The 18,882-nt window shown below is 75.9% G+C and carries 14 protein-coding genes; all 14 read right to left on the bottom strand.

Translation table 11 applies throughout. The annotated features are described in order from the left end of the window. Window positions 1-47: 47 nt before the first annotated feature. Window positions 48-2,429, bottom strand: a complete 2,382-nt coding sequence (locus OH807_RS36670) for a hypothetical protein (protein ID WP_406208318.1) — start codon at window positions 2,427-2,429, stop codon at window positions 48-50. After that, complete coding sequence (locus OH807_RS36665) at window positions 2,426-5,854, bottom strand: putative baseplate assembly protein (protein ID WP_406208315.1); 3,429 nt, start codon at window positions 5,852-5,854, stop codon at window positions 2,426-2,428. Before OH807_RS36665 ends, OH807_RS36670 begins: the two co-directional genes overlap by 4 nt. Further along, on the bottom strand, window positions 5,851-8,805 hold the full coding sequence (locus OH807_RS36660) for a putative baseplate assembly protein (RefSeq protein WP_406208312.1): 2,955 nt from the start codon (window positions 8,803-8,805) through the stop codon (window positions 5,851-5,853). Before OH807_RS36660 ends, OH807_RS36665 begins: the two co-directional genes overlap by 4 nt. Next, entirely contained in the window at window positions 8,802-9,167 is a 366-nt protein-coding gene (locus tag OH807_RS36655) for a GPW/gp25 family protein (RefSeq protein WP_406208310.1), read from the bottom strand. The genes OH807_RS36660 and OH807_RS36655 overlap by 4 nt, the downstream gene beginning before the upstream one ends. A gap of 5 nt (window positions 9,168-9,172) precedes the next feature. Continuing rightward, complete coding sequence (locus tag OH807_RS36650; RefSeq protein WP_406208307.1) at window positions 9,173-9,517, bottom strand: hypothetical protein; 345 nt, start codon at window positions 9,515-9,517, stop codon at window positions 9,173-9,175. A gap of 10 nt (window positions 9,518-9,527) precedes the next feature. Then, on the bottom strand, window positions 9,528-10,064 hold the full coding sequence (locus OH807_RS36645) for a phage baseplate assembly protein V (RefSeq protein WP_406208305.1): 537 nt from the start codon (window positions 10,062-10,064) through the stop codon (window positions 9,528-9,530). Next, entirely contained in the window at window positions 10,061-11,182 is a 1,122-nt protein-coding gene (locus tag OH807_RS36640) for a hypothetical protein (RefSeq protein WP_406208302.1), read from the bottom strand. The genes OH807_RS36645 and OH807_RS36640 overlap by 4 nt, the downstream gene beginning before the upstream one ends. After that, entirely contained in the window at window positions 11,179-11,502 is a 324-nt protein-coding gene (locus OH807_RS36635) for a LysM domain-containing protein (RefSeq protein ID WP_406208300.1), read from the bottom strand. The genes OH807_RS36640 and OH807_RS36635 overlap by 4 nt, the downstream gene beginning before the upstream one ends. Window positions 11,503-11,563: 61 nt before the next feature. After that, on the bottom strand, window positions 11,564-12,208 hold the full coding sequence (locus OH807_RS36630; protein WP_406208297.1) for a hypothetical protein: 645 nt from the start codon (window positions 12,206-12,208) through the stop codon (window positions 11,564-11,566). A gap of 98 nt (window positions 12,209-12,306) precedes the next feature. Next, window positions 12,307-14,490, bottom strand: coding sequence for a DUF4157 domain-containing protein (locus OH807_RS36625; RefSeq protein WP_406208293.1), 2,184 nt, complete (start codon window positions 14,488-14,490; stop codon window positions 12,307-12,309). A gap of 116 nt (window positions 14,491-14,606) precedes the next feature. Beyond that, window positions 14,607-14,864 (bottom strand): hypothetical protein, encoded by a 258-nt coding sequence (locus OH807_RS36620; RefSeq protein ID WP_406208290.1) that lies wholly within the window; start codon window positions 14,862-14,864, stop codon window positions 14,607-14,609. Continuing rightward, a complete protein-coding gene (locus OH807_RS36615) occupies window positions 14,861-17,038 on the bottom strand; it encodes an ATP-binding protein (protein ID WP_406208287.1) in 2,178 nt (725 codons plus the stop codon). The genes OH807_RS36620 and OH807_RS36615 overlap by 4 nt, the downstream gene beginning before the upstream one ends. Continuing rightward, window positions 17,035-18,228 carry a DUF4255 domain-containing protein gene (locus OH807_RS36610; protein ID WP_406208284.1) on the bottom strand — a complete coding sequence of 398 codons (1,194 nt, stop codon included), beginning with the start codon at window positions 18,226-18,228 and terminating at the stop codon, window positions 17,035-17,037. Before OH807_RS36610 ends, OH807_RS36615 begins: the two co-directional genes overlap by 4 nt. Next, window positions 18,225-18,440: a hypothetical protein gene (locus tag OH807_RS36605; protein ID WP_406208281.1), complete on the bottom strand. Its 216-nt coding sequence runs from the start codon at window positions 18,438-18,440 to the stop codon at window positions 18,225-18,227. Before OH807_RS36605 ends, OH807_RS36610 begins: the two co-directional genes overlap by 4 nt. Window positions 18,441-18,882 lie beyond the last annotated feature (442 nt).

Here is an 18,882-nt window from a genome sequence, read left to right as displayed (position 1 = left end):
GATACCTGACCCATGATGGAAGACCGGGTACCCGGCGGGCAGCAGGCTCACGTGACGAAGTGGATCCCGCTGTCGCAGCCGGCCGGTGTGTACTCGGCGAGCCTGGCGCGCAGGCCCTCCTCCCGCAGGGGCAGGAAGAGGTCGTGCAGGGCGCCCATCTCGGATCCGTCCTCCGCGCCGCGGCGGATCTCGTCGGGGCAGTCGTCGGCGAGCCGGACGTAGCCGGGGGTGCCGTAGCGGGTGCTGGTGAACCGCGGGGCCACCCGGGCCCGGTCCCCGGAGTGGTCGGGCTCGCAGTGGAACCGCCGGGGGGTGCGGGAGCCGGGCGGCAGCCAGCTGAACCGGACGCACCCGGAGCTCACGTCGCCGATCCGCACGTCGCCGTCCAGCAGGCAGTTCTCCAGCAGTCCGACGGCGCGGGTGTGGAGCGTTCCGATCACGGTGCTGCGGCTGGCCGAGAACACCACCGGGGCCTGGCGGTCCTCCACGCCGGTCAGCGCGGCGAGGTCCCGGCCGGTGGCGTCGAGCACGCTGTCGGTGAGGTGGATGCGGTTGGGCTCGGCCGGTGCGTCCTCCCGGCCGGCCACGACGGTGCCGAGGACGGAGTGCTCGACCAGGACGTCGGCCGGGGTGTCGATCAGCTCCAGGCTGGCCTCCTCCGGCTGCTGCGGCCGGCAGCGCTCGTCGAGGTCCCATCCGGGCACCAGCGTGCAGTGCCGCAGCACGACCCGGCCGATCGGTCCGCGGATCTGCACGCTGCGGCCGGTGACGGTGAGGCCGTCGAGGACGACGACCGGCAGGGGCCCGGTGCCGCGGCCGGTTCCGGTGATCCGCAGTGCGTCGGGACGGTTGCCGGACCAGTCGAGCAGCCGGAGGACGGGCCGGGCGCCGTCGGCGGCGCGGACGGTGAGCCGCTCCCCGAGGTCGAGGCGGATGTCGACGAGGTCCTGGTAGGCCTCGCTGGAGGTGATCTCGACGACCGCGTCGACCGGGCCGGGGGCGGGCACCGGCACCACCGGGGCACCGGCTCCGGACGCCGCGTCCGACGGCCGGGCCGCCCGTCGCCGCGACCGCGGGTGCGAGTGCGGCGACGGGTGCGCCTGCGGGTGCGCCGACCCGCCCGACGGCCGCTCCGAGGCGCTGTCCGCAGGCCCGTCCGACGGCCCGTCCGACGGCCCGCCCGGCGTCCCGGTCGGTGCGCGGCCCTCCCGCGGGTGCTCCGGGCCGTCGTCGTGCTCCGGGCGGCGGGTGTGCTTGTCCTCCTGCCACTGGTCGAGCGCGTCGGTGATCCGGGTGTGGTCCCCGTGCGGTCCGACGAGGTAGCGGCGGGTGCCGGGGCGGGTCCGCGCGGTGTCGGGCCGCGGGTACTCGCCGCCGCCGAGGTCCGCGGGGAAGCCGTAGCGGTAGCTGACCCAGACGCCCTCCTCGGGCGCGTGCCTGGAGGGAAAGGCGATCCGCCCGAGGACCGGGTCGAGTGCGACCTTCCCGCCGTGCGGGCGGTAGGCCCAGCCGGACAGGTCGGCGGGCACGATCCGCGCCAGCGGCACCGGGTCGGCCGGCTCCGGTCCGGTCCACACGCAGATGCTCTTGCCGGGGCCGTAGTAGTCGGCGAGCCGCTCGACCAGGGCCCGTCGGCGGATCGGCGTCGGCAGGTTGGTCTCGTCCGCGATGTGACCGGCGGTCGGTTCGGGGACGGGCCGGGTGAGGAGCTGGGTGTCGTTGCCCAGGACGCTGAAGGTGTAGCAGGAACGGGCCCGGTCGAGGCAGAACGCCGGCGCGCGGGTCACCGTATGGGTGCGCAGGCGCCAGACGTACAGGGTGACGTCGGGGATGCCGTACCGGCCCGGGCGGCGGGCCGCTCCGCTGCGGGGCACCTCCACGGTGTGGGCCAGCTCGTCGAAGGGCCCGTCGATCCGGTCGAGGAGGTCGGTGGAGCGCAGGTCGACGAGTCTGCCGGCCCGCAACCGGCGGCGGATGTCGTGGTCGTCGGCCGTGTACCGGCGGACCGGCTGGGTGAGGGCGAGCAGCCGGCGGTGCTCGACGGCGCGGGCGGGCCAGTCGGCGACGTCGGCCGCGAGGTCCTCCAGCAGCGCGAGGGTTCCCTTGCGGCGGCGGTTGGCGACGGTGGCCGCCACCTCCCGGCGGGGCAGGGCCACGGAGAGCAGCCGGTAGGCCTCGGGCGATTCGTCCCCGGTCGCCGCCGCCGCGCCGGGGAGCAGCCGGTATCCGACCAGGTCGCCCAGGTAGGGCACGACCCAGTCCTCGCAGGTCTCGACGAACCAGTTGGCGTAGAGCCGTTCGATGTCGGCGTGGACGATGTCGGCCTGTTCGGCGATGACGGCGAGCAGCGCCGCGAGCCGGCCACCGGTCTCGGCGTCCCGCCGGCGGTGGACGGCGGGCAGCAGCTCGTACAACTGGTCCGGGGTCATGGGATTCTCCGCAGGACGAGGGTCTCGGGCAGCGCCGGATCCAGGAGGACGAGTCGGGCCGGGCGCAGCGGGCCCGGCCCGGCCGCGCGAGGCCCGGCCGCGCGCGGGCCCGGCCCGCGCGGGCCGCCCCCGGCAGGCGGGGCGGGCTCGGCGGACGGGGTGGACACGGCTGACGGGGTGGACACGGCGGGCACCGGAGGTACGGCGGGCCCGGCGGGTACGCAGGCCGCGGCCGTGGTGAGGCCGGCCGCGATCGCGGCCAGACCCTTCGGGCCGAGGTCGTCGGGGATGCCCGCGAAGACGTCGACATCCACGTGGTCGACGCCCGGAACGGCCTGGACGGCGGCGACGGCCGTGCTCAGGTAGGCCGGTCGGCCGAGGTCCGCGGCGGCGAAGCCCAGCGCGCCGAGCAGCGCGCCGCGGACCAGCGGTTCGACGGCGTCCCAGTCGTGGTCGGGCAGCAGGCGCACCCCGGCCGCGAGGACGAGCCGGACCCGCCCGCACACGTCGACCCGGACGGGCAACTGGGGGTCCCCGTACCGGTTGAGCGCGGCCTGCAGGGCGGCGACCACAGGTGACCCGCCGTCCAGGGCGGCGTCCGCGGCGGCGGCGACCGTGACGTGGACGATCTGCCGGCCGCCCTCCAGGCCGCGGCGGGCGAGGGCCTTGCCGATCCCGGCGAAGGCCCGGGCGAAGTCCTGGTGGTCGCGGACCGACACCAGCCGGTCGAGCGCGCCCAGCCGCAGCGGGATCGCGGCCCGGGTGTCGGCCGGGCCGTCGGCGTCGGTGCCGCCGGTCGAGGGCAGCGGGTTGGTGGCGCTGCTGACACCGAGCGGCCGGCTCACCACGTGGTTGATCAGGTCCGCGGCGAGGTTCCCCGCACTGCCGCCGCCGATGCGGTACCGGGCGGTGACGTTCTCCACGCCGGTCGGCAGCCGGCGGCCGCGGAGGCCGTCGCCGAACCCGACGGCGGTGCCCCCGTCGGGGGCGGTGCGCAGCCGGTACCCGGAGTCGGCCGGGCCGAGGGCGGTGAGGTCGTCCGTCGGTGCCCAGGTCACCGCGCCGACCCGGACGGTCAGGGCGGGTGCCGCGCCGTCGGTGGTGGCGGCGGGCAGCCAGGTGAGCGGCCCCTGGCGCAGCGGCAGCAGTTGGCCGGCCCGGGTGGCGTCGCCGCTCCCGAGCACTTCGCTGCGGCTCTCGCCGGCGGTGGCGGGCACGACGTTGCCGAGGATCGCCACGGTGTCCCGGCGGTAGGTGTAGGCGAGGTCGGTGGTGAGGACGATCGTGGTGCGGACCTGGTCGCCGGGCATCAGGGGGTCGAAGGTCTGCTCCACCCCGCCGAGCATGACGAGTTCGGTGCCCGGCACCCCGAGGTCGGTCCGCTCCCCGGTGACGACCAGCCACCGGCCCGGCGCCAGGCCGTCGAAGGCGTCGGCGAGTTCGATCCGCCGCCCGGACACGTGCTCGTCGATCGGCGGGCCGACGACCGGGAGCTGCTCGTCCGCCGCCCAGACGGTGGTGGCCCGTCGGACGAGCGGGTCGGCGGGGTGGTCGGTCCAGGGGCTCTCCAGGCGCAGCTGGGTCACCCTGGCCGCGTAGTTCTTTCCCGCCACGGCCACTTGGGTGACGTCCACGACCTTGATGATCCTGGGCGTGCGGTCGGCGACGAGGTCCTCGACGGTGACTGTCCGCACGGCGATCCAGCGCCCGGGCAGGATGGTGTCGTACACCGCGTCCAGGGTGAGGTCGCGGCCGTCGCCCGACCGGGCCTCCACGGACATCTGCCCGGTGTCGGGATCCGGCTCGTGGCGGTGGCTCGCGCTCACGGTGCCGGGGACGGCCGCCCCCAGCGGCGCGGCCTTGAGGCGGAAGCGGAACACCCCGGTGGACTGGTCGGTGGCGCCCGGCGAGGCGGCGGCCACGGCCCGGTAGAGCTGCCCGGCGAGCTCCGGACGGGCCGCGGCGAGGAGCCGGAGCAGCGTGTCGGATTCGCGGCGGAAGAGCTCGGTCACAGGCGTCGCCAGCTCCTGCAGCCCGGCCGGCGGGCGGGCCGGCGGACGGGCGAGGCGATCGAGCAGCGGAGCGAGCGCGTCGAGCGCGGTGCCGGTGCGGGTGCTCGGCGAGGCGTCCGCAGCTCCGGTCACGGGTGCGGGCATGACGACCGGTACCGCGACGGAGCCCGGCTCCACCGCTGCGGGCGGGCCGCCGCCCCCTGCTCCGGGCAGCGCCAGGGTGACCGCTTCCAGCGGGCCGGGCACCGGCCCGACGGGGCCGCCCCGGGTCACGGCCGCCATGGCCTCCTGGGCCTCCACGGCCCGGAACGCCTCCAGGGTCTCGATCGGCACGACCTCGCCGGGGACCTCGGCGTCCACCGCGGCGCCGGCCGCCGCCACGGCGGCCCGGACGGAGTCGGCCACCCTGCCGAGCCGCTGGTCGGCGTCGCGGTTGCTCCGGTCCCGGGCGACGCCGATCCCCCGGTCGAGCTCGGTGACCCGCGGCCCGAACGAAGCCCGGACGGCGGCCGGGTCGGGCAGGCTGCCGTTTCCGCGCACCACGCGCAGCAGGGCGTCCAGGGTGCCGGTCATCGCGTCGAGGTCGACGTCCGGCCGGACCCCCTCGGCCGCCGGTGCTCCCGCCGCTCCCCGGGCGGCTGCGACGGCCTCGGCGACCCGGCCGAGGGCGTCGGCGTAGAGCTCGGTCCTGGTCGGCACGGCAAGGGTCAGGGTGGTCCGGCCGCGCTGCGGGTCGGCGTGGCCGCCGGCCACCACGCGCAGGCGGTTGCTGCCCGGGTCGGCGAAGGTGAGGAGCAGCCGGTCGCCGGCGGCGATGGTGGGGTGGATCCCGGACAGTTCCAGCTCCTTCAGGCCGCCCGCGGTGGTCGGGGTGATGCCGGGCAGGCCGGTCAGCCGGACCGGCAGCCGGTTCCACTCGGCACGGGCGGCGAGGTCCTCCGAGGTCTCGAAGGTCTGTGGGAGCCCGCCGGGCGGCGGGCTGCTCTTGACCTGGGAGCCCGCCGGGACGGTCGAGCGGGCACCCGCGTCGAGGGTGTACGCGAGGAAGGTGCTCGCCGCGAGTGCGGGGCGGGGGCGGTGGCCGACGAGCGCGCCCAGCCGGGCCAGGGACTCCCCCTCGACGGCCGTGCGCAGGTAGCCCTCGTTGGCGATGCGCTCCTGGTAGAAGGTGAGGATGTCCGCGATGACGGCCCAGCCGTCCAGCAGGGCGATCGACGGGTCGTCGGGCTCACGGGTGGTCAGCGCGGCCGTCTGCGGGTGGCTGCCGTCGGAGAGCCGCGCCAGCATGGAGTCCAGGAACTGGCCGTAGGTGCCGGCCCGGTAGCGGAGCTCGGGCAGACCGGGCCGGTTCCGGATCGGTGCGGGCGTGCTGCGGCGGATGCCGGCGCAGCACTCGCAGGTCGGGCCGCTCATCGTCCTCCTCGCATGGTGAGGACGAGCCGCCCGTTCCGGGGGTGGGTGGCGTCGTCGTCGAGCCGGGCGATCTCCAGGGGGCGCAGCCTGAGGATCCCGGAGGCCGGGAGGTCCTCCTCGCCGTCGTGCAGCCGGCGCAGCCGGGTCACTTCGGCGTGCAGGACGCCGGGGACGCCGACGGCGAGCGCGACCAGACGGCTCACCCGTACCGGTGTGCCGAAGGTGAGGGCGTCGGGGTCGAAGAAGCCGCGGCCGCCGCCGGGGAGCCGGCCCGGTCGCAGTGCCAGCAGCAGGGCCTGCTGCACGTGCCCGGCGATGTGGTCGGGGTCGACGGTGACGTCGAGGGCGAGGTCGAGCGGCACCTGCTGGGCCGGGCCGGTGACCACGTCGTGGCCGATCCGCCGGAACCGGCGAAGGTTCTGCCGGACCTCCTCCAGCAGCGGGCGCGGCACGTCGCCGGTGCCCAGCGCGTCGAGGACGACGTCGGCCTCGTACCAGCTGCCCGTCCAGCGCAGGGAGGCGGCGGCACGCTGAACGCCGGGCCGGGCGCCGGCGAGGGTCGCGTAGTCCTCCGCGGTGATGGCGCGCAGCAGCCTTCGGAAGGGCTCGCGCGGCGCGGCCAGCCGCACGTCGGCCACGGGCTCGGGTTCGGTGCCGCCGGTGGCGGGCAGCGGGTTCCGGACGCGCAGGACGGCCCCCAGTTCGGTGGTGCGCGAGGCGATCCGGTTGACGGCCCCGCTGCCGACGTTGCCCGCGCGGCCGTTGCCGGTGCGGTAGGTGGCCAGCAGGACGGTCCCCGGCGCCGGGGCCGCTCCGCACCGGCCGTCGCCGAACCGCAGGTGGAGCAGACCGTCGTCGTCGGACTCCCCCACCAGGTGCCGGTCCTGGGGGCCGCTGGCCAGGAGGTCGCGGCGGACGTACCAGGGGTGCCGGTCGGTGCCGGTGCCCTCCGTCCGGATCCGCACGGAGGGCATGGCCTCGCGCGGGTCGCTGCGCACGGCGTCACGGGCCGGGCCGTACAGGGCCGGGTTCTGCGGGTCGACGGACGCCGCGGCCTCCTCGCCCCAGGTGTGCGCGAGTTCCCAGCCGATGTCGGCGGTGCGGAGCACGTACCCCGCGCGGGCCCGCCGGATCAGGACCAGCAGGCGCCGCAGTCCGGCGCCGAGGATCTCGTCGAAGCGGTCGAGCAGGGCGGTCACCGCCCGGGCCGGATCGTCCTCGGAGCGGTACCCGGACGGCAGGAGGGTGGCGAGCAGGCTCCGGTCCGAGGCGGTGAGCACGGCGCCGGGGTACCGCATGGCACGGAGCCGGTCCTGGACCAGCTCGGGCAGCCGGGCGAGTTGCCGGGCCTGCGCGGCGGCGAGGTCGTCCGGCCGCGGGTAGGGCGCGGACCAGGTGACCGGGGCCCTGGTGAGCACCGGGGCGAACGGTCGGGGCTGCGTCCCGGTCGGCCCGCCGGCCGCCGGCACCTTGAGGCTCTCGCGCTCGCTGCCCGGCAGCCAGCTGTTCCAGGTGCCGTGCTCGACCAGGACGGCGTTCCCCCGGGCGACGGAGACCTCCCGGTCGGGGCTGTCGGGGGCGGTGACGCAGAGCGGGAAGGTCAGGGCGTCCTCGACGGCCCAGGCGACGTCGAGGACGCGCTTGTCGTAGAGGGCGTCGACGCTCTCGGTCACCCGGGTGAGCCGAACGGCCTGACGGTGCCCGGGGTCGGCGTCGGCCTCGGTGCCGGTGCCCGGGCCGAGCAGCTCCTCGAACACCAGGACGTCACCGGGGGCGAGGCGCAGCGGCCGGGCCGGCCGCCGCTCGTCGCCGTGCGGGCGGCCGACGGAGTCACCGCGGGAGCTGCCGTACGGACCGGCATCGTCGGAGTCACCGGCGGAGTCACCGGCGGAGTCACCGGCGGAGTCACCGTACGAGCTGCCGAGCCGGCTGCCGTACGAGCTGCCGACCGGGCCGGCAGCCGGGCGGGCGGGGGCGGGCTCGGCCGGCTCGTCGAGCAGGGTGGCCCCGGTCGCGCCGACCGGCAGGCAGCACCCGCGGTCGCCCCAGGTCCACAGGCTGATCCGGTTGTGCTCGGGCCGCAGGACGATGTCGTGCCGCTGCACCGGGTGGTAGACCGGCAGGGGGCTTCGGGCCAGCTCCTGGGCGCTGATCGCGGGACCGCCCTGCGGGAAGCCGCCGGGCGGGGCCACGGTGAATCCGAGGTCGTCGGGTTTCAGAGTGAGCTGCTCGGCGGTCTCGACGAGGACGAAGGCCCGGGCCGCGCAGCCGTCGTGCATCGGATAGTCCACCAGCCGGGCGTGGCGGCGCACGGAGGTGCGCAGTCGGGCGGTCTCCAGGTAGGCCTCGGTCGCCACCGCGTCCTGCAAGTAGCTGAGCTGGTCGCCGACATGGGCGAGCAGCTCGACCAGGGTGACGCCGAGGTCGGGGACGTGGCGCTCGGTCCACTCGGGCATGGTCAGGGCGAGCCGCTCCAGGAGCAGCCGGCGGAAGCTCGCGTAGTCCTTGGCGAGGTGGTCGACGGCCGGTGCCGGGCGCGGCTGCGGCGGGCAGTCGGCGGGCCGCGGGGCGCAGTCCAGCCCGCTCGGCGGGGGCGTCCGGAAGCTGAACTCCCAGGAGGCGTACCGCGTGTCGAAGCCGTGGCCGTAGGCATGCAGCCGGTAGGCCGAGCCGTCGCCGCGCCGGTCGAGGGCCAGCCGGAGCCGGGGGGTCCGGTCCTCGCCGTCCTCCGGCTCGGCCCGGGAGACCGAGACGATCCGGATGCCGGTGACCCGCCGGCCGCCCTCGATACGGAAGCTGTGCCGGTCCAGCCCGTCGGGGAGGGTACCGAAGAAGGCCACGGTGAGGCTGCGTCCGTCGGCGGCGGCCTCGACGCCGGCGAGGCCGGCCAGCCCACGGGCCAGGACGGCCGCCCGGCGCCGTTCGTCGTCGCAGCTCAGCGGTGCGGTCATGCCGACGTCCCCCCGTCGATGAGTACCTGGCTGCTCAGCCCGGTCGCGGTCAGCCGGTAGTTCACCGACACCCGGAGGGTGGACTCCTCCGCCCTGACGGTCAGCGATTCGACGGTGAGCAGGTCGCCGAGCCAGCGCTGCAGGGCGGCCTGGGCGGTCATCTCGACGGCCGCCGCCAGCTCGGGGCCGTTGGCACCGAAGACGAGGTCGAGCAGGCCGCAGCCGAAGTCGGGCCGGTTCACCCGCTCGCCGGGAGAGGTGAAGAGCACCTGTTCGACCAGGTCGCGGACGTGCACGGCGTGGTCGGCGGCCTCGCCGGTGCGGCCGCGTGCGTCGATGCGGTAGGGGAATCCGATGTCCATCGTCCTCACATCCCCAGCACCCGGGTCTGCATGAACTGGACCATGGGCGGGTTGGGTGGCGGGCTCCCGACGGCGACGGCGATACCGGGGCTCGGGGGCGGAGTGGGTTGGAGCAGGACGGGCAGGCCGTTGACGAACACCCGGGTGGAGGTCATCAGCCAGGTGACGGTGGCGCAGGGGGTGCCGGCCGCTGTCAGTGCGCAGCCCGCGACGAGCAGGCGGTCCGCGACGGTGGCGACGGGCTGGGCGCCGACCAGTACCCTCACCTGCGAGGGCGCGGGCATGTTCACCAGGCCCGGCGGGTGCGCGCACATCATCACGGCCCCGAAGTGCAGCATCAGTCCGGGCATCGCGTTCTCCTCACTGCACCATCAGGGCGCCGTGGTTGACGATCACCTGGGTGCCGGTGAGCATGATGCTGGCCAGGCCCGGGCCGCACGAGATCTCGATGTAGGCCTCGTTGACGTTGATGAACGGTCCGGCCGCGCCGTGGAGTTGCAGCGTGATGCCGCCTGTCGGTCCGGGCAGGTCGCTGATCACCAACGCGTTCTGGGAGGGCGTCGCGAGCACGATCTGCGGGGTGCCCGGCGGGGTGGCCAGGGCGGCCGGGGGCACCTCGCCGGCACCGCCGCGCCAGAACCCGACCCAGACCGCCCGGTTCGGGTCGCCGTCCAGGAACTGCACCCACACACCGGAGTTGGGCAGCGGCACCACGTACATGCCGCTGGCCGTGCCCGCCACGGGCGACAGCGGCGCCGCCCAGATACAGGGGTCGTCGCCGAGGACATCGGGCACCCGGACCAACAGGCGGCCCATGTTGGAGGTGTCCACGTTGGACACCACGATGCCCTGGTACAGGCCGTGCCTCTTCTTGTCCTTGGCAGTCTGGGCTGTCACGGGATCACCACCGGTGTGATCGGGACGAGGCCGTCCCGGGAGAGCGTGAAGTCCTGCTTGTACTCGCCACGTTTGATGTGGTGCGTGACGCTGTTCACGTAGTAGATGCCGTCGTAGGCGAGGCCGGCCCCGCGCACGCCGACGAGGTGGCGGGCCCGGAGCACGTGGCCGTAGCGCAGCACGTCGAGACTGCCCTGGCCGGTGACGGCATCGGCCGATTCGGCGCTCCGGCCCAGGCCGAACAGCAGGGTCTCGACCAGGGAGCGCCCGGTCTGGTCCGGCAGCGGTTCCTCGCGCAGGGCCACGGCGGGCCGCAGCGCGAGCGGCGGACGCAACAGGCTGATGTCCGGGATCGGCACCGGGATGCTGAGCTTGGTGAGGGGCTCGGTCAGTCTGATGGTGTACTGGGTGCGGGAGAGGCCGTCGTAGGCGAAGCTGAGCGACTCGACGTTGGTGGCGGTGCCGCTGTCCACGGTGAGCGCCGGCTGGAGCAGCCCGGCGCGCACGTGCGGCCCCCAGTAGGCGAGGTTGACCCCGGGCACGGGCCCCGGCTCGATGAAGAAGGTGTATCCCACGTCGGCGGCCATGGAGCGCAGGTACGCGAGATCGCTGCTCGACTGGACGGGGATCTCGACCGCGGGGTTCGGCAGGTCGGGGATCACCGGGGGGACGGCCAGCGGGATGATGCCGTACTCCGCGTAACCGGCGCAGATCAGCATCACCCGCAGGTTGTGCGGCAGTCCCGGGTAGCAGCGTTCCCGGTGTCTCAGGTCCATCAGCAGAGTGAGGTCCTCGCCGGTGAGGGTGAGCGTGCTGGTGCCAGGGTCCTTCCCGGGCACCAGCTCCTGACGAGTGATCAGGCCGTCCATGAGCACGCTCGGGAACCCGCCGACCACCGCCGTCAGCACCACGCGGATCCCCGGGTCGAGCCCGCCGGCGGCCAGCAACGCCTGGATCACCGTCGCGCTCCGCCCCGCGGCGAAGGTCAGCTGGAAGCCGCTCGCCCCACTGGCGGAATTGGTGACCTGCGCCGACTGCAGGGCGTCGACGAGCACGGCCGGCGCGGGGATCGGCAGGATCTTCCCGATCAGCAGCATCAGCTGGAGGCTCCGGATCACTGCGGGCCCGCTCCCCCGGACGGTCCGGGCAGGCCGAACGGCAGGGTGATCCGCAGCCGCCTCCCGGGCACCTCCACGACGTCCGCCGGCCACATCGCCCGGTTGGCGTCGGCGATCCGCCAGGCCTGCTCGGGGTCGCCGTACTGCCGCGCGGCGATCCGGTCGAGCCGGTCGCCGGGCCGGACGACCTGCTCGCCGACGAGAGCCAGTTCGTCCGGCTGCGGCAGGAAGCGCCGCCGCACGTAGGTGACGATCCGTCCCTCCGGCGACGTCCAGGTGGCCGTGGGGAGGCCCTGGTACCTGCTGGTGGGTTCGAACATCCTCGCCTCTCTCGGGGCCGTCTCGTTCCGTCCTGGTGTCCCGGGTGCCGGGAGTCCGGGCTCAGATCCCGGTGAATCCGACCGCGGCCGGATTGCTCACCGGCAACCCGGCGAGCCGCTCCTTGTCCTGCTGGTAGCGCAGGTAGAGCGCCCCGGCCTTGTGCGTGAAGCCGACGTCGTCGACGGTGAGGGTCCGGACGGTCAGGGCGACCTTGGCCCTGACCGGGTTGAGATCCCCGTCGTAGGCCTCCTCGGTGACGCTGAGGTCCGTGATCCGCACCGGCACCACCCGCCGCGCACCCAGCACCAGCAGGGTCAGCGGCGCCTCCTCCGGCGCGATCTCCAGCATCCCGTTGCCCGCCAGCCCGTTCTCGTGGAGCAGCTGCGCACTGCTCGGGTACACGGCCGTCTCCAGCGCCGACAGCACTCCGAACAGGCCGACGCCGACCGTCGGGTTGGGCAGGCCGCCGCTGCCGAGCTGGTCGGCCGCGTCGAACTCGGCGTCGAACTTGAACGTCTCGTGCGGCGGCCCCTTGAGGCGCAGCGCTTCGAGCCGGTCCCCCGCCCCGCCCCCGACCCCCTGCGGCTGCAACGTCCGGGTGAGCGTGTCGGGGTTGTACTGGAACGGCACGACCCGCAGGACCCTCCCCTGCTCGGGATCGAGCAGGACGAACCCACCACGCAGCGGCTCGGACGTGGGTGCCACCGGTCACCTCCCTTGCAGACGGATCACACGAATGCGGGCGCGGCGGCCGCCACGCGCGGAGCGGGGCCCGGGCCCGCGGCCGGGCCGGACCGTCGGGGTCACCGGTCCGTCCCCCGGTCCGGTGGCGCGGGCGCGCCGCCGCCCGGGTTCGCCGCACCCGGTGCACCCGGTGCACCCGGTGCGCCGCCGGCGTCGACCGTGCTCACCCAGAGCCGGAGCCGGTGGACCCAGTCCTTCGCGTACGCGGCGTCGCGTTGGATCGTCGCCACGGTGGCCCGGGCGTCGGCGATCGCGCGGTCCAGGTGGTTGATGACGTGTTCGAGATCGGTCCACACCTGGAAGGCGGTGACCTCGATCGGGATGGGCCCGCTCCGCAGACCGGGCAGGCCCTTCGTCGTCAGGATCGCCTCTGCCGCCCGCCGGCGGGTGGCGGCCCTGGTGCGGGTGGCCTCCAACTGCGTGATGCGCTCGGTCAGCCCGTCCCTTGCGGAGTCCAGCCTGGTCCACACCGAGAACAGCGAGAACATGGCCGCGCGCGCGGTGTCCGGCTCGCCGAGGGTCTGTTCGAGCTGGGCCTGGAGCCCGTTCAGCCGGGTGCTGTAGCTCTCGGCCTCGACACGCCCCCGGGCCGCCCCGTCCGCGACGGTCCTGGCCTGCTCCGTCTCCTCGGTGAGGACGAAGGGCCCGCCCTTGGCGGCCCGCTCGGCCTCGGTCAGGGTCTTCTCGAACGCCATGTAGGCGTCCACGGCCTCCAGCCCCAGCAGCAGGCCGCGGAACGCACTCGACGACATCAACCGCAGCAGGCCGGGGCCGAGCCCCTTGGCCAGTGAGCCGGCCGCGCGGAGCGCACCGCCGACACGGGACGGCGCGGCCCCGACGACCACGACCCGGACGGGGACCTTCAGGAGGTTCAGGTGCCGCAGGCGGAAGAACGAGTTGCGCAGCGCCGCCTCACCGGCCTCCTGCAGCGCCCCCTGCTCCGGGGGGCTCATCCGGAACATGCCGGGGACCTCGACGTGGATCAGCAGGACGTCCGGGCGGCGCAGGACCGACTTCGTCCAGGCTCCGCCCGCCCCCTTGCGGAAGTCGGACTCGCTGGTCAGACCGGCACCGATGCCTTCGAACCCCTTGGCGGCCTCCGTCACGTTGGCCGCCACCCGGGCCTTGAGTGCCTCGGGGCTCATGTCGTCCAGCTGTTTGAGCCGCTTGATCTGGATCCAGGTGCCGCCGACCACCTCCTCGGTGACCTCGGCCCGCCCACCCGCTCCGGTGCCCTGGGTCACCGTGGGCGCGGCGTTCCCGAGCACCAGGTCGACGCCCTGCTGCTTGACCTGCGGCTGGTAGGCGCCCGCGTAGTAGAAGGCGTGGGTGTCCGCCTCCAGCACCTCGTGCAGGCTCATGCCCGGGGGCACCCTCGCCCCGGTACCCGCCGCCGCGGCGACCACCGGCGCCGCCGTCGGCGTCGGAGCGGCGGTCCGGCCCCGGGGCCCCGGTGCGGAGCCCGCTGCCGGGGCGACGGGCACGGGCACGGGCGGTGGCGGCGCGCCTGCGGCCGCGGGCACGGGCGCGCCGCCGTCCCCGGCGAGGTCGGGGTAGGCGGCGACGGCCTCCTCGTACTGGGCACGCAGCTCCGGACGGGTACCCGCGTAGCGGAGGTAGTCCCGGATCGTCCGCCGACGCTCCTCCTCCGACGCCCAGTGCGTCGCCCGGTCGGACGTGACCATGGAGATGCGTTGCGATGCGAGCCAGGCCCCCGAGCCGGGCTTGGGGCCCGCCTCTGCGGCGGGCGCGCAGTGCACCCCCACCGGGACGCCCGAGCGGACGGTGACCGGCGCGCCCGGGTCGTCGGCGAGCGCCGACGCCTCCGCCTCCGGGCCCGGACCGGACGGGACGCCCGCCGCACCCAGCTCCTGCTGGACGACATGCACCAGTTCGTGGGTCAGCAGGCGCGCGCTCTCCGGCGAACTGGGCGAGAACCGCCGCGGCGCGAAGGCGATGTGGGGACCGACCGTGAACGCCTGCGCGCCGAGGCCGTCGGCCGCCGTCGCCGCCGGACCGTCCGTGTGCAGCCGGACCCTGCCGAAGTCGTGGCCGAACCGCTGCTCGGCCGCAGCGCGCAGCGCCGGTGGCAGCGGCGTTCCCGGCCGACGGACGGCGGCCGCCACCAGCGGTGGGAGGCCGGGCCCGGGCGGAGGTGGTCCCGCGGTGTGCGCCGGCACCCCGACGAATCCGCGTCCGTCGGCGTCGGGAGCCTCGGCCGCGGGGCCCGGCTCCTCCCGCACCCGAGCCGCGTCCTCCGCAGCCGTGCCCGCACCCGCGCCCAGGTCCGGCACCCGTGCAGGAGCCCGGACCGGACCGTCCGCCCGGGCCGTGGTCCGTGTCGGTGCCACCCGCCGGGTCATCGGCGCACTCCCCGGGCCGGGTGCAGGCTGCGGTGCACGGCGCGGGCGACGGCCCGGCCGAAGGCGGCGGGGTCTGGATCGGCGGCCACGGCGGGGGTGACGGCGTGGCGGACGCGGTGGTCCCCGTCCCGGCTGGGCGGATCGGCGGTCAGCAGGGCGGCGAGCTCACGCTCCAGCGCCTCCCGCAGCGCCGGCGCGGCGCCGGGAGCGACGCCGTCCAGCACCAGCCTGCCGATCCGCAGCTCGATCCTCATACCGCCGTCTCCGTCCGGTCGTCCCAGACGAAGTCGCTCTCGGCCGCCGGCATCTCCGCCTTGTGCAGCTCGGCCCGGGCCGCCGCGAGGACGGCTGCCATGCCGATCGGGGTCCCCGCCGACGCGGCGGCGAAGGCCGCGTTGACCGCGGTGTTGCGGATCATCCCGCCGCTCAGCGGCAGCGCCGCGAGCCGCTCCAGGTCGAGCGGGCCGACCGGGGCGCCCGCCGGGAAGGCCCGCGCCCACATCGCGCGGCGCTCGCCGGCACCGGGAAAGGCGAACGGGACGACGAACCGCAGCCGCCGCAGGAACGCCGTGTCCAGCGAGCGGCGCAGGTTGGTCGCGAGGATCGCCAGCCCCTGGTACGCCTCCATCCGCTGGAGCAGGTAGCTGACCTCGATGTTGGCGTAGCGGTCGTGGGAGTCCCGCACCTGGCTGCGCTTGCCGAAGAGCGCGTCGGCCTCGTCGAAGAACAGGATGGTGCCGCCCGGCTCGGCCGCGTCGAACAGCCGCCGCAGGTTCTTCTCGGTCTCGCCGATGTACTTGCTGACCGCCGCCGAGAGGTCGACGCGGTAGAGGTCGACGCCCAGGTGCCGGGCGAGCACCTCGGCCGCCATGGTCTTACCCGTGCCACTGGGCCCGGTGAACAGGGCGCTGATGCCCAGCCCACGGGTGACGCGGTCGCCGAAGCCCCAGTTCTGGTAGACCGTCCCGCGCTGCGCCACCTGGTCGGCGATCTGCCGGATCAGCCCCAACTCCTGGGCGGGCAGCACGATGTCGTCCCAGCCGACCCGGGGCTCCAGCCGCTGGGCCAGCGCCCCGAGGCGCGGCCTGGTCCGGGCCAGGCAGCCCTGCCAGGCGGCCGCCGGGTCGCCGGCCGTCGCGGCGGCGATCTCCTCGATCGCGCCGAGGTCCAGGGCGAACTGGCCGGCCAGCCGGTCCGCGTCGGCCGGCTCGAACGCCGGCGCCCACGCCCGGGCCCGTTCGGCGGCGGACGGCGGCTCGACGTCCACCGCCACCGTCGGCGCGGGCACGCCGGGCCGGCTCTCCCGGGTGGCCAGGAAGCACGGCCCGCCGCTGCGCTCCAGGAAGCGGCCGATCCGGCGCGTCTCGTCGCGTTCGTCGCCCGGCCCGGCCTCGCCCGGGCCACCCGTCCCGTCGCCGATCCCGTCGTCGTCCGCGTCGAGGTAGAGGGCGAGCGGCAGCAGCCGGGCCTCGCGCTGCCAGAGCCGGGCGACGGTGTCGAGTTCGACCGCCGTCCCCGGGATCAGGCCCACCGGCAGCCGGTGCAGCAGCAGGCCCGCCTCGGCGGCGCACTGCGCGGCCACCGCACGCTTGCTCTCCCGGTCGGCGCCGAGCAGTTGGACCACCGGCGGCCGCCGGTCGGGCAGCTCGGGGCCCCCGGGCCAGTGCGCGGCGATCCGGGCGACCGCCGCGTGCCGGGCCCCCGACGGCCCGGCCCCGCCGGTCGGCGGCGCCACGGGCGTCACCCGCGGCTCCAGACGTTCGTCGAGGTAGTCGAGCCCCTTCAGATGGTCGACGATCCGCTCGTCGGCCCGCAGGGGGCTGCTCACCAGGGTCTGTCCGGCCGACCGGCCGATCTCGACCAGCTGCCACCAGCGCAGCCCGCGGTAGGGGGAGAGCACGTCCCAGGCGGGCTCGGGGAAGAGCGAGAGTGCCAGGGCGAATGTCGGGTCGGCCGTCCGGGCGGCTCCCTGGGCCCGGGCGTACAACTCGGCGATGCCCGGGTCGAGTGCCGGGGCGGTGCAGAGCAGCAGCGTGTTCCGCTCGAACGCGGAGAGCCCGAGCAGGCGGGCGAGGCTGATCAGGGCGGGCGGCGGGTCGACCGCGCCCGCCTGCGCCATCTCCTCCTCGGCGGTCGCCAACCGGGCTTCGGTCACGGGCTGCTCGGCGGCCTTCGCGGCCTTCGCGGCCGGCCGGCCCGGGCCGGCGGGCGCCGCCGGGGTGTCGGCGTGACGGCGGAGGAGCAGCCGGAGCCAGCCGAGTGCGGCGGTCAGGTAGCGGCTGTTCGCCGCCTCCCATGCCTCTGCCGACACCGTCGACGGCGTGGTGGCCGACGGGTGCTCGGCCTCCCGGCCCGGCGCGGCCGGCGGGGCCTCGCCGTCGCCGTCGTCCGGCCGGGCGTCGGGCTCCGGTGCGGGGGTGGTCGTCACGTCACCACCACCGCCGCGGCCTGGTCGAACTCCGGTTGCTCGGCCTCGGGGTCGAACAGCAGGCTGTCGACGCCGTCGACCCGCAGCCGCAGGGCGTACCGGCCGGGCCGGGCCTTCGCCAGCCGGAACACCAGCTTCCCGGTCGGTGCCTGGAACGGCTCGGGGGGCACCGGCGCGTCCCCGACCAGCAGCAGCACCTGCTGGCCCGGCTGCACCTTCGGCGCACAGGAGACCCGGAGCTCGACGGTGCCGGCGGCGTCCCGGGCCGCCGCCATCGGCAGGCCACCGGTGATCCGCGGCGCGATGCCCAACGGCACCGCCGTGCTGGCCCGCCGGGTGCCGTCGGCGGCCTCCAGCAGGACCGTCGCCGACCAGGCGCCGGCGGCGATGTCGCCGGGGAGGGTGGCGCTCAGCCCGCCACCGCCGTCGCTCTGCGCGGGCCGCTCGACCGGGCCGCCGAGCCGTGGGTTGGCGAGCCGCAGGATCGGCGTCCCGTCGTCGAGCCCGCTGCCGCTGAGCACGATCGGCTTGCCCGGCAGCGCCACGGCCGGGGTGACCGAGCCCAGCACGGGCTGCCGGCCGGCGGTGCCCAGGGCGGCCGACGGACCGTGGCCCTCGTCGCCGCGGCGCACCACCGGCAGCGGCGCGCGGCCGGGATCGGCGCTGTCGAGCAGCACGATCCGGGCCTCGTAGGCGGCCGACGTGCGGTACTGGCTCTGGAAGGCCGTCCACAGCTTGGAGATGTCCTCCGTCCCCAGCCCGACCGGGGTGAGCCGGACGCGCTCGGTCTGCAGGTGGAGGTCGCTGAACGGGGCGGCGGAGCGGAGGTCGGCGGGCCGCAGCTCGGGGTGGTCGTTCAGGGTCGCCATCGCCGCACCGAGGATGCGGTGCGCCGCCGAGTCCTGGGCCTCGCCGCTCGTGTACGGGGTGAGCAGGTAGTGCAGCACCAGCGGCAGCGCCGGCGGGCGGGTCTCCCCCGGCCGGGTGCCCTCCGGGTCGAGGTTGCGCATCGTGCCGTCGATGGTCGTGCGATAGAGGAAGACGTTGAGCGCGGCGTCGGGGCGCTCGGCCGCGACCTCGTCCGGCGGGCGTGCGGTGACGGTGGCGCCCGGCACCAGGGAGCCCACCGCGCGCTGCAGGATCGCGCGCAGCGTGTCCGTCACGGCGGCGACCGCGAAGGCGTCGCTCACGTCCGCCTCCGGAGGTAGTCGTCGAGGCTGAGTGCAGGCTGCCGCACGGTGCGGCGCGTGGCGACGGGTGCCGCGGCCGGCGGGGCCGCCCGGACCTCCAGCCGGTCGATGGTGACCCGGACGATCGTCTCGGGCACCGGCGCCGAAGCGGCCGTCCGGCCCTCGACGGGGGCCGCGCCGCCCGTACGGGGCTCGGCGGACGGCGGGCGCACGGCGTACGAGGCCGGGCCCGGGCCGGGCTGCCGGGCAGCCGCCGGCGAGCCCGGTCGGCCACGCTCGGCGTTCGGCTGCGGCAGTGCTTCGGCAGGCCTCGGCGGGCCGCCCGCCGGAGCGGCGGGGCGGGAGGGGCCGGCGGACGGGGGGCCGGCGGACAAGGGGAGGGCGGGCGGCGGTGCAAGGGGCGCCGGCCCGGGCACGGGACGGGACATGTTCCGGGACGCGCGTCGAGCGGCCGTGGCCTCGACGGCCGACCGGCCGGGGCCCGCGGCGGGCGGGGCAGGAGCATCGCGGACGGGCGGCGCGGGAGTGTCGGCGGCGGGTGGTGCCGAGACCGGCAGGGCACTCCCCGAGGTGCCCTCGGGCACCCGCCCGGGCCTGCCGGCACGCCCCGCTCCAGCACGCCCTGCTCCGCCGTACCCCGCTCCGGCCCGGACC

Source organism: Kitasatospora sp. NBC_01560 (assembly GCF_045208415.1).
In the GTDB taxonomy this organism is placed as follows: Bacteria; Actinomycetota; Actinomycetes; order Streptomycetales; family Streptomycetaceae; genus Kitasatospora.
The sequence above is the reverse complement of the archived record's forward strand: the minus strand, read 5'-3'. Positions and strand labels throughout refer to the sequence as shown.

Coding starts and splice junctions, on each gene's coding strand:
- OH807_RS36635 (WP_406208300.1), bottom strand. CDS start 11,502: ATGTTCGAACCCACCAGCAGGTACCAGGGCCTCCCCACGGCCACCTGG.
- OH807_RS36655 (WP_406208310.1), bottom strand. CDS start 9,167: ATGGACATCGGATTCCCCTACCGCATCGACGCACGCGGCCGCACCGGC.
- OH807_RS36620 (WP_406208290.1), bottom strand. CDS start 14,864: ATGAGGATCGAGCTGCGGATCGGCAGGCTGGTGCTGGACGGCGTCGCT.
- OH807_RS36670 (WP_406208318.1), bottom strand. CDS start 2,429: ATGACCCCGGACCAGTTGTACGAGCTGCTGCCCGCCGTCCACCGCCGG.
- OH807_RS36660 (WP_406208312.1), bottom strand. CDS start 8,805: ATGACCGCACCGCTGAGCTGCGACGACGAACGGCGCCGGGCGGCCGTC.
- OH807_RS36665 (WP_406208315.1), bottom strand. CDS start 5,854: ATGAGCGGCCCGACCTGCGAGTGCTGCGCCGGCATCCGCCGCAGCACG.
- OH807_RS36650 (WP_406208307.1), bottom strand. CDS start 9,517: ATGCCCGGACTGATGCTGCACTTCGGGGCCGTGATGATGTGCGCGCAC.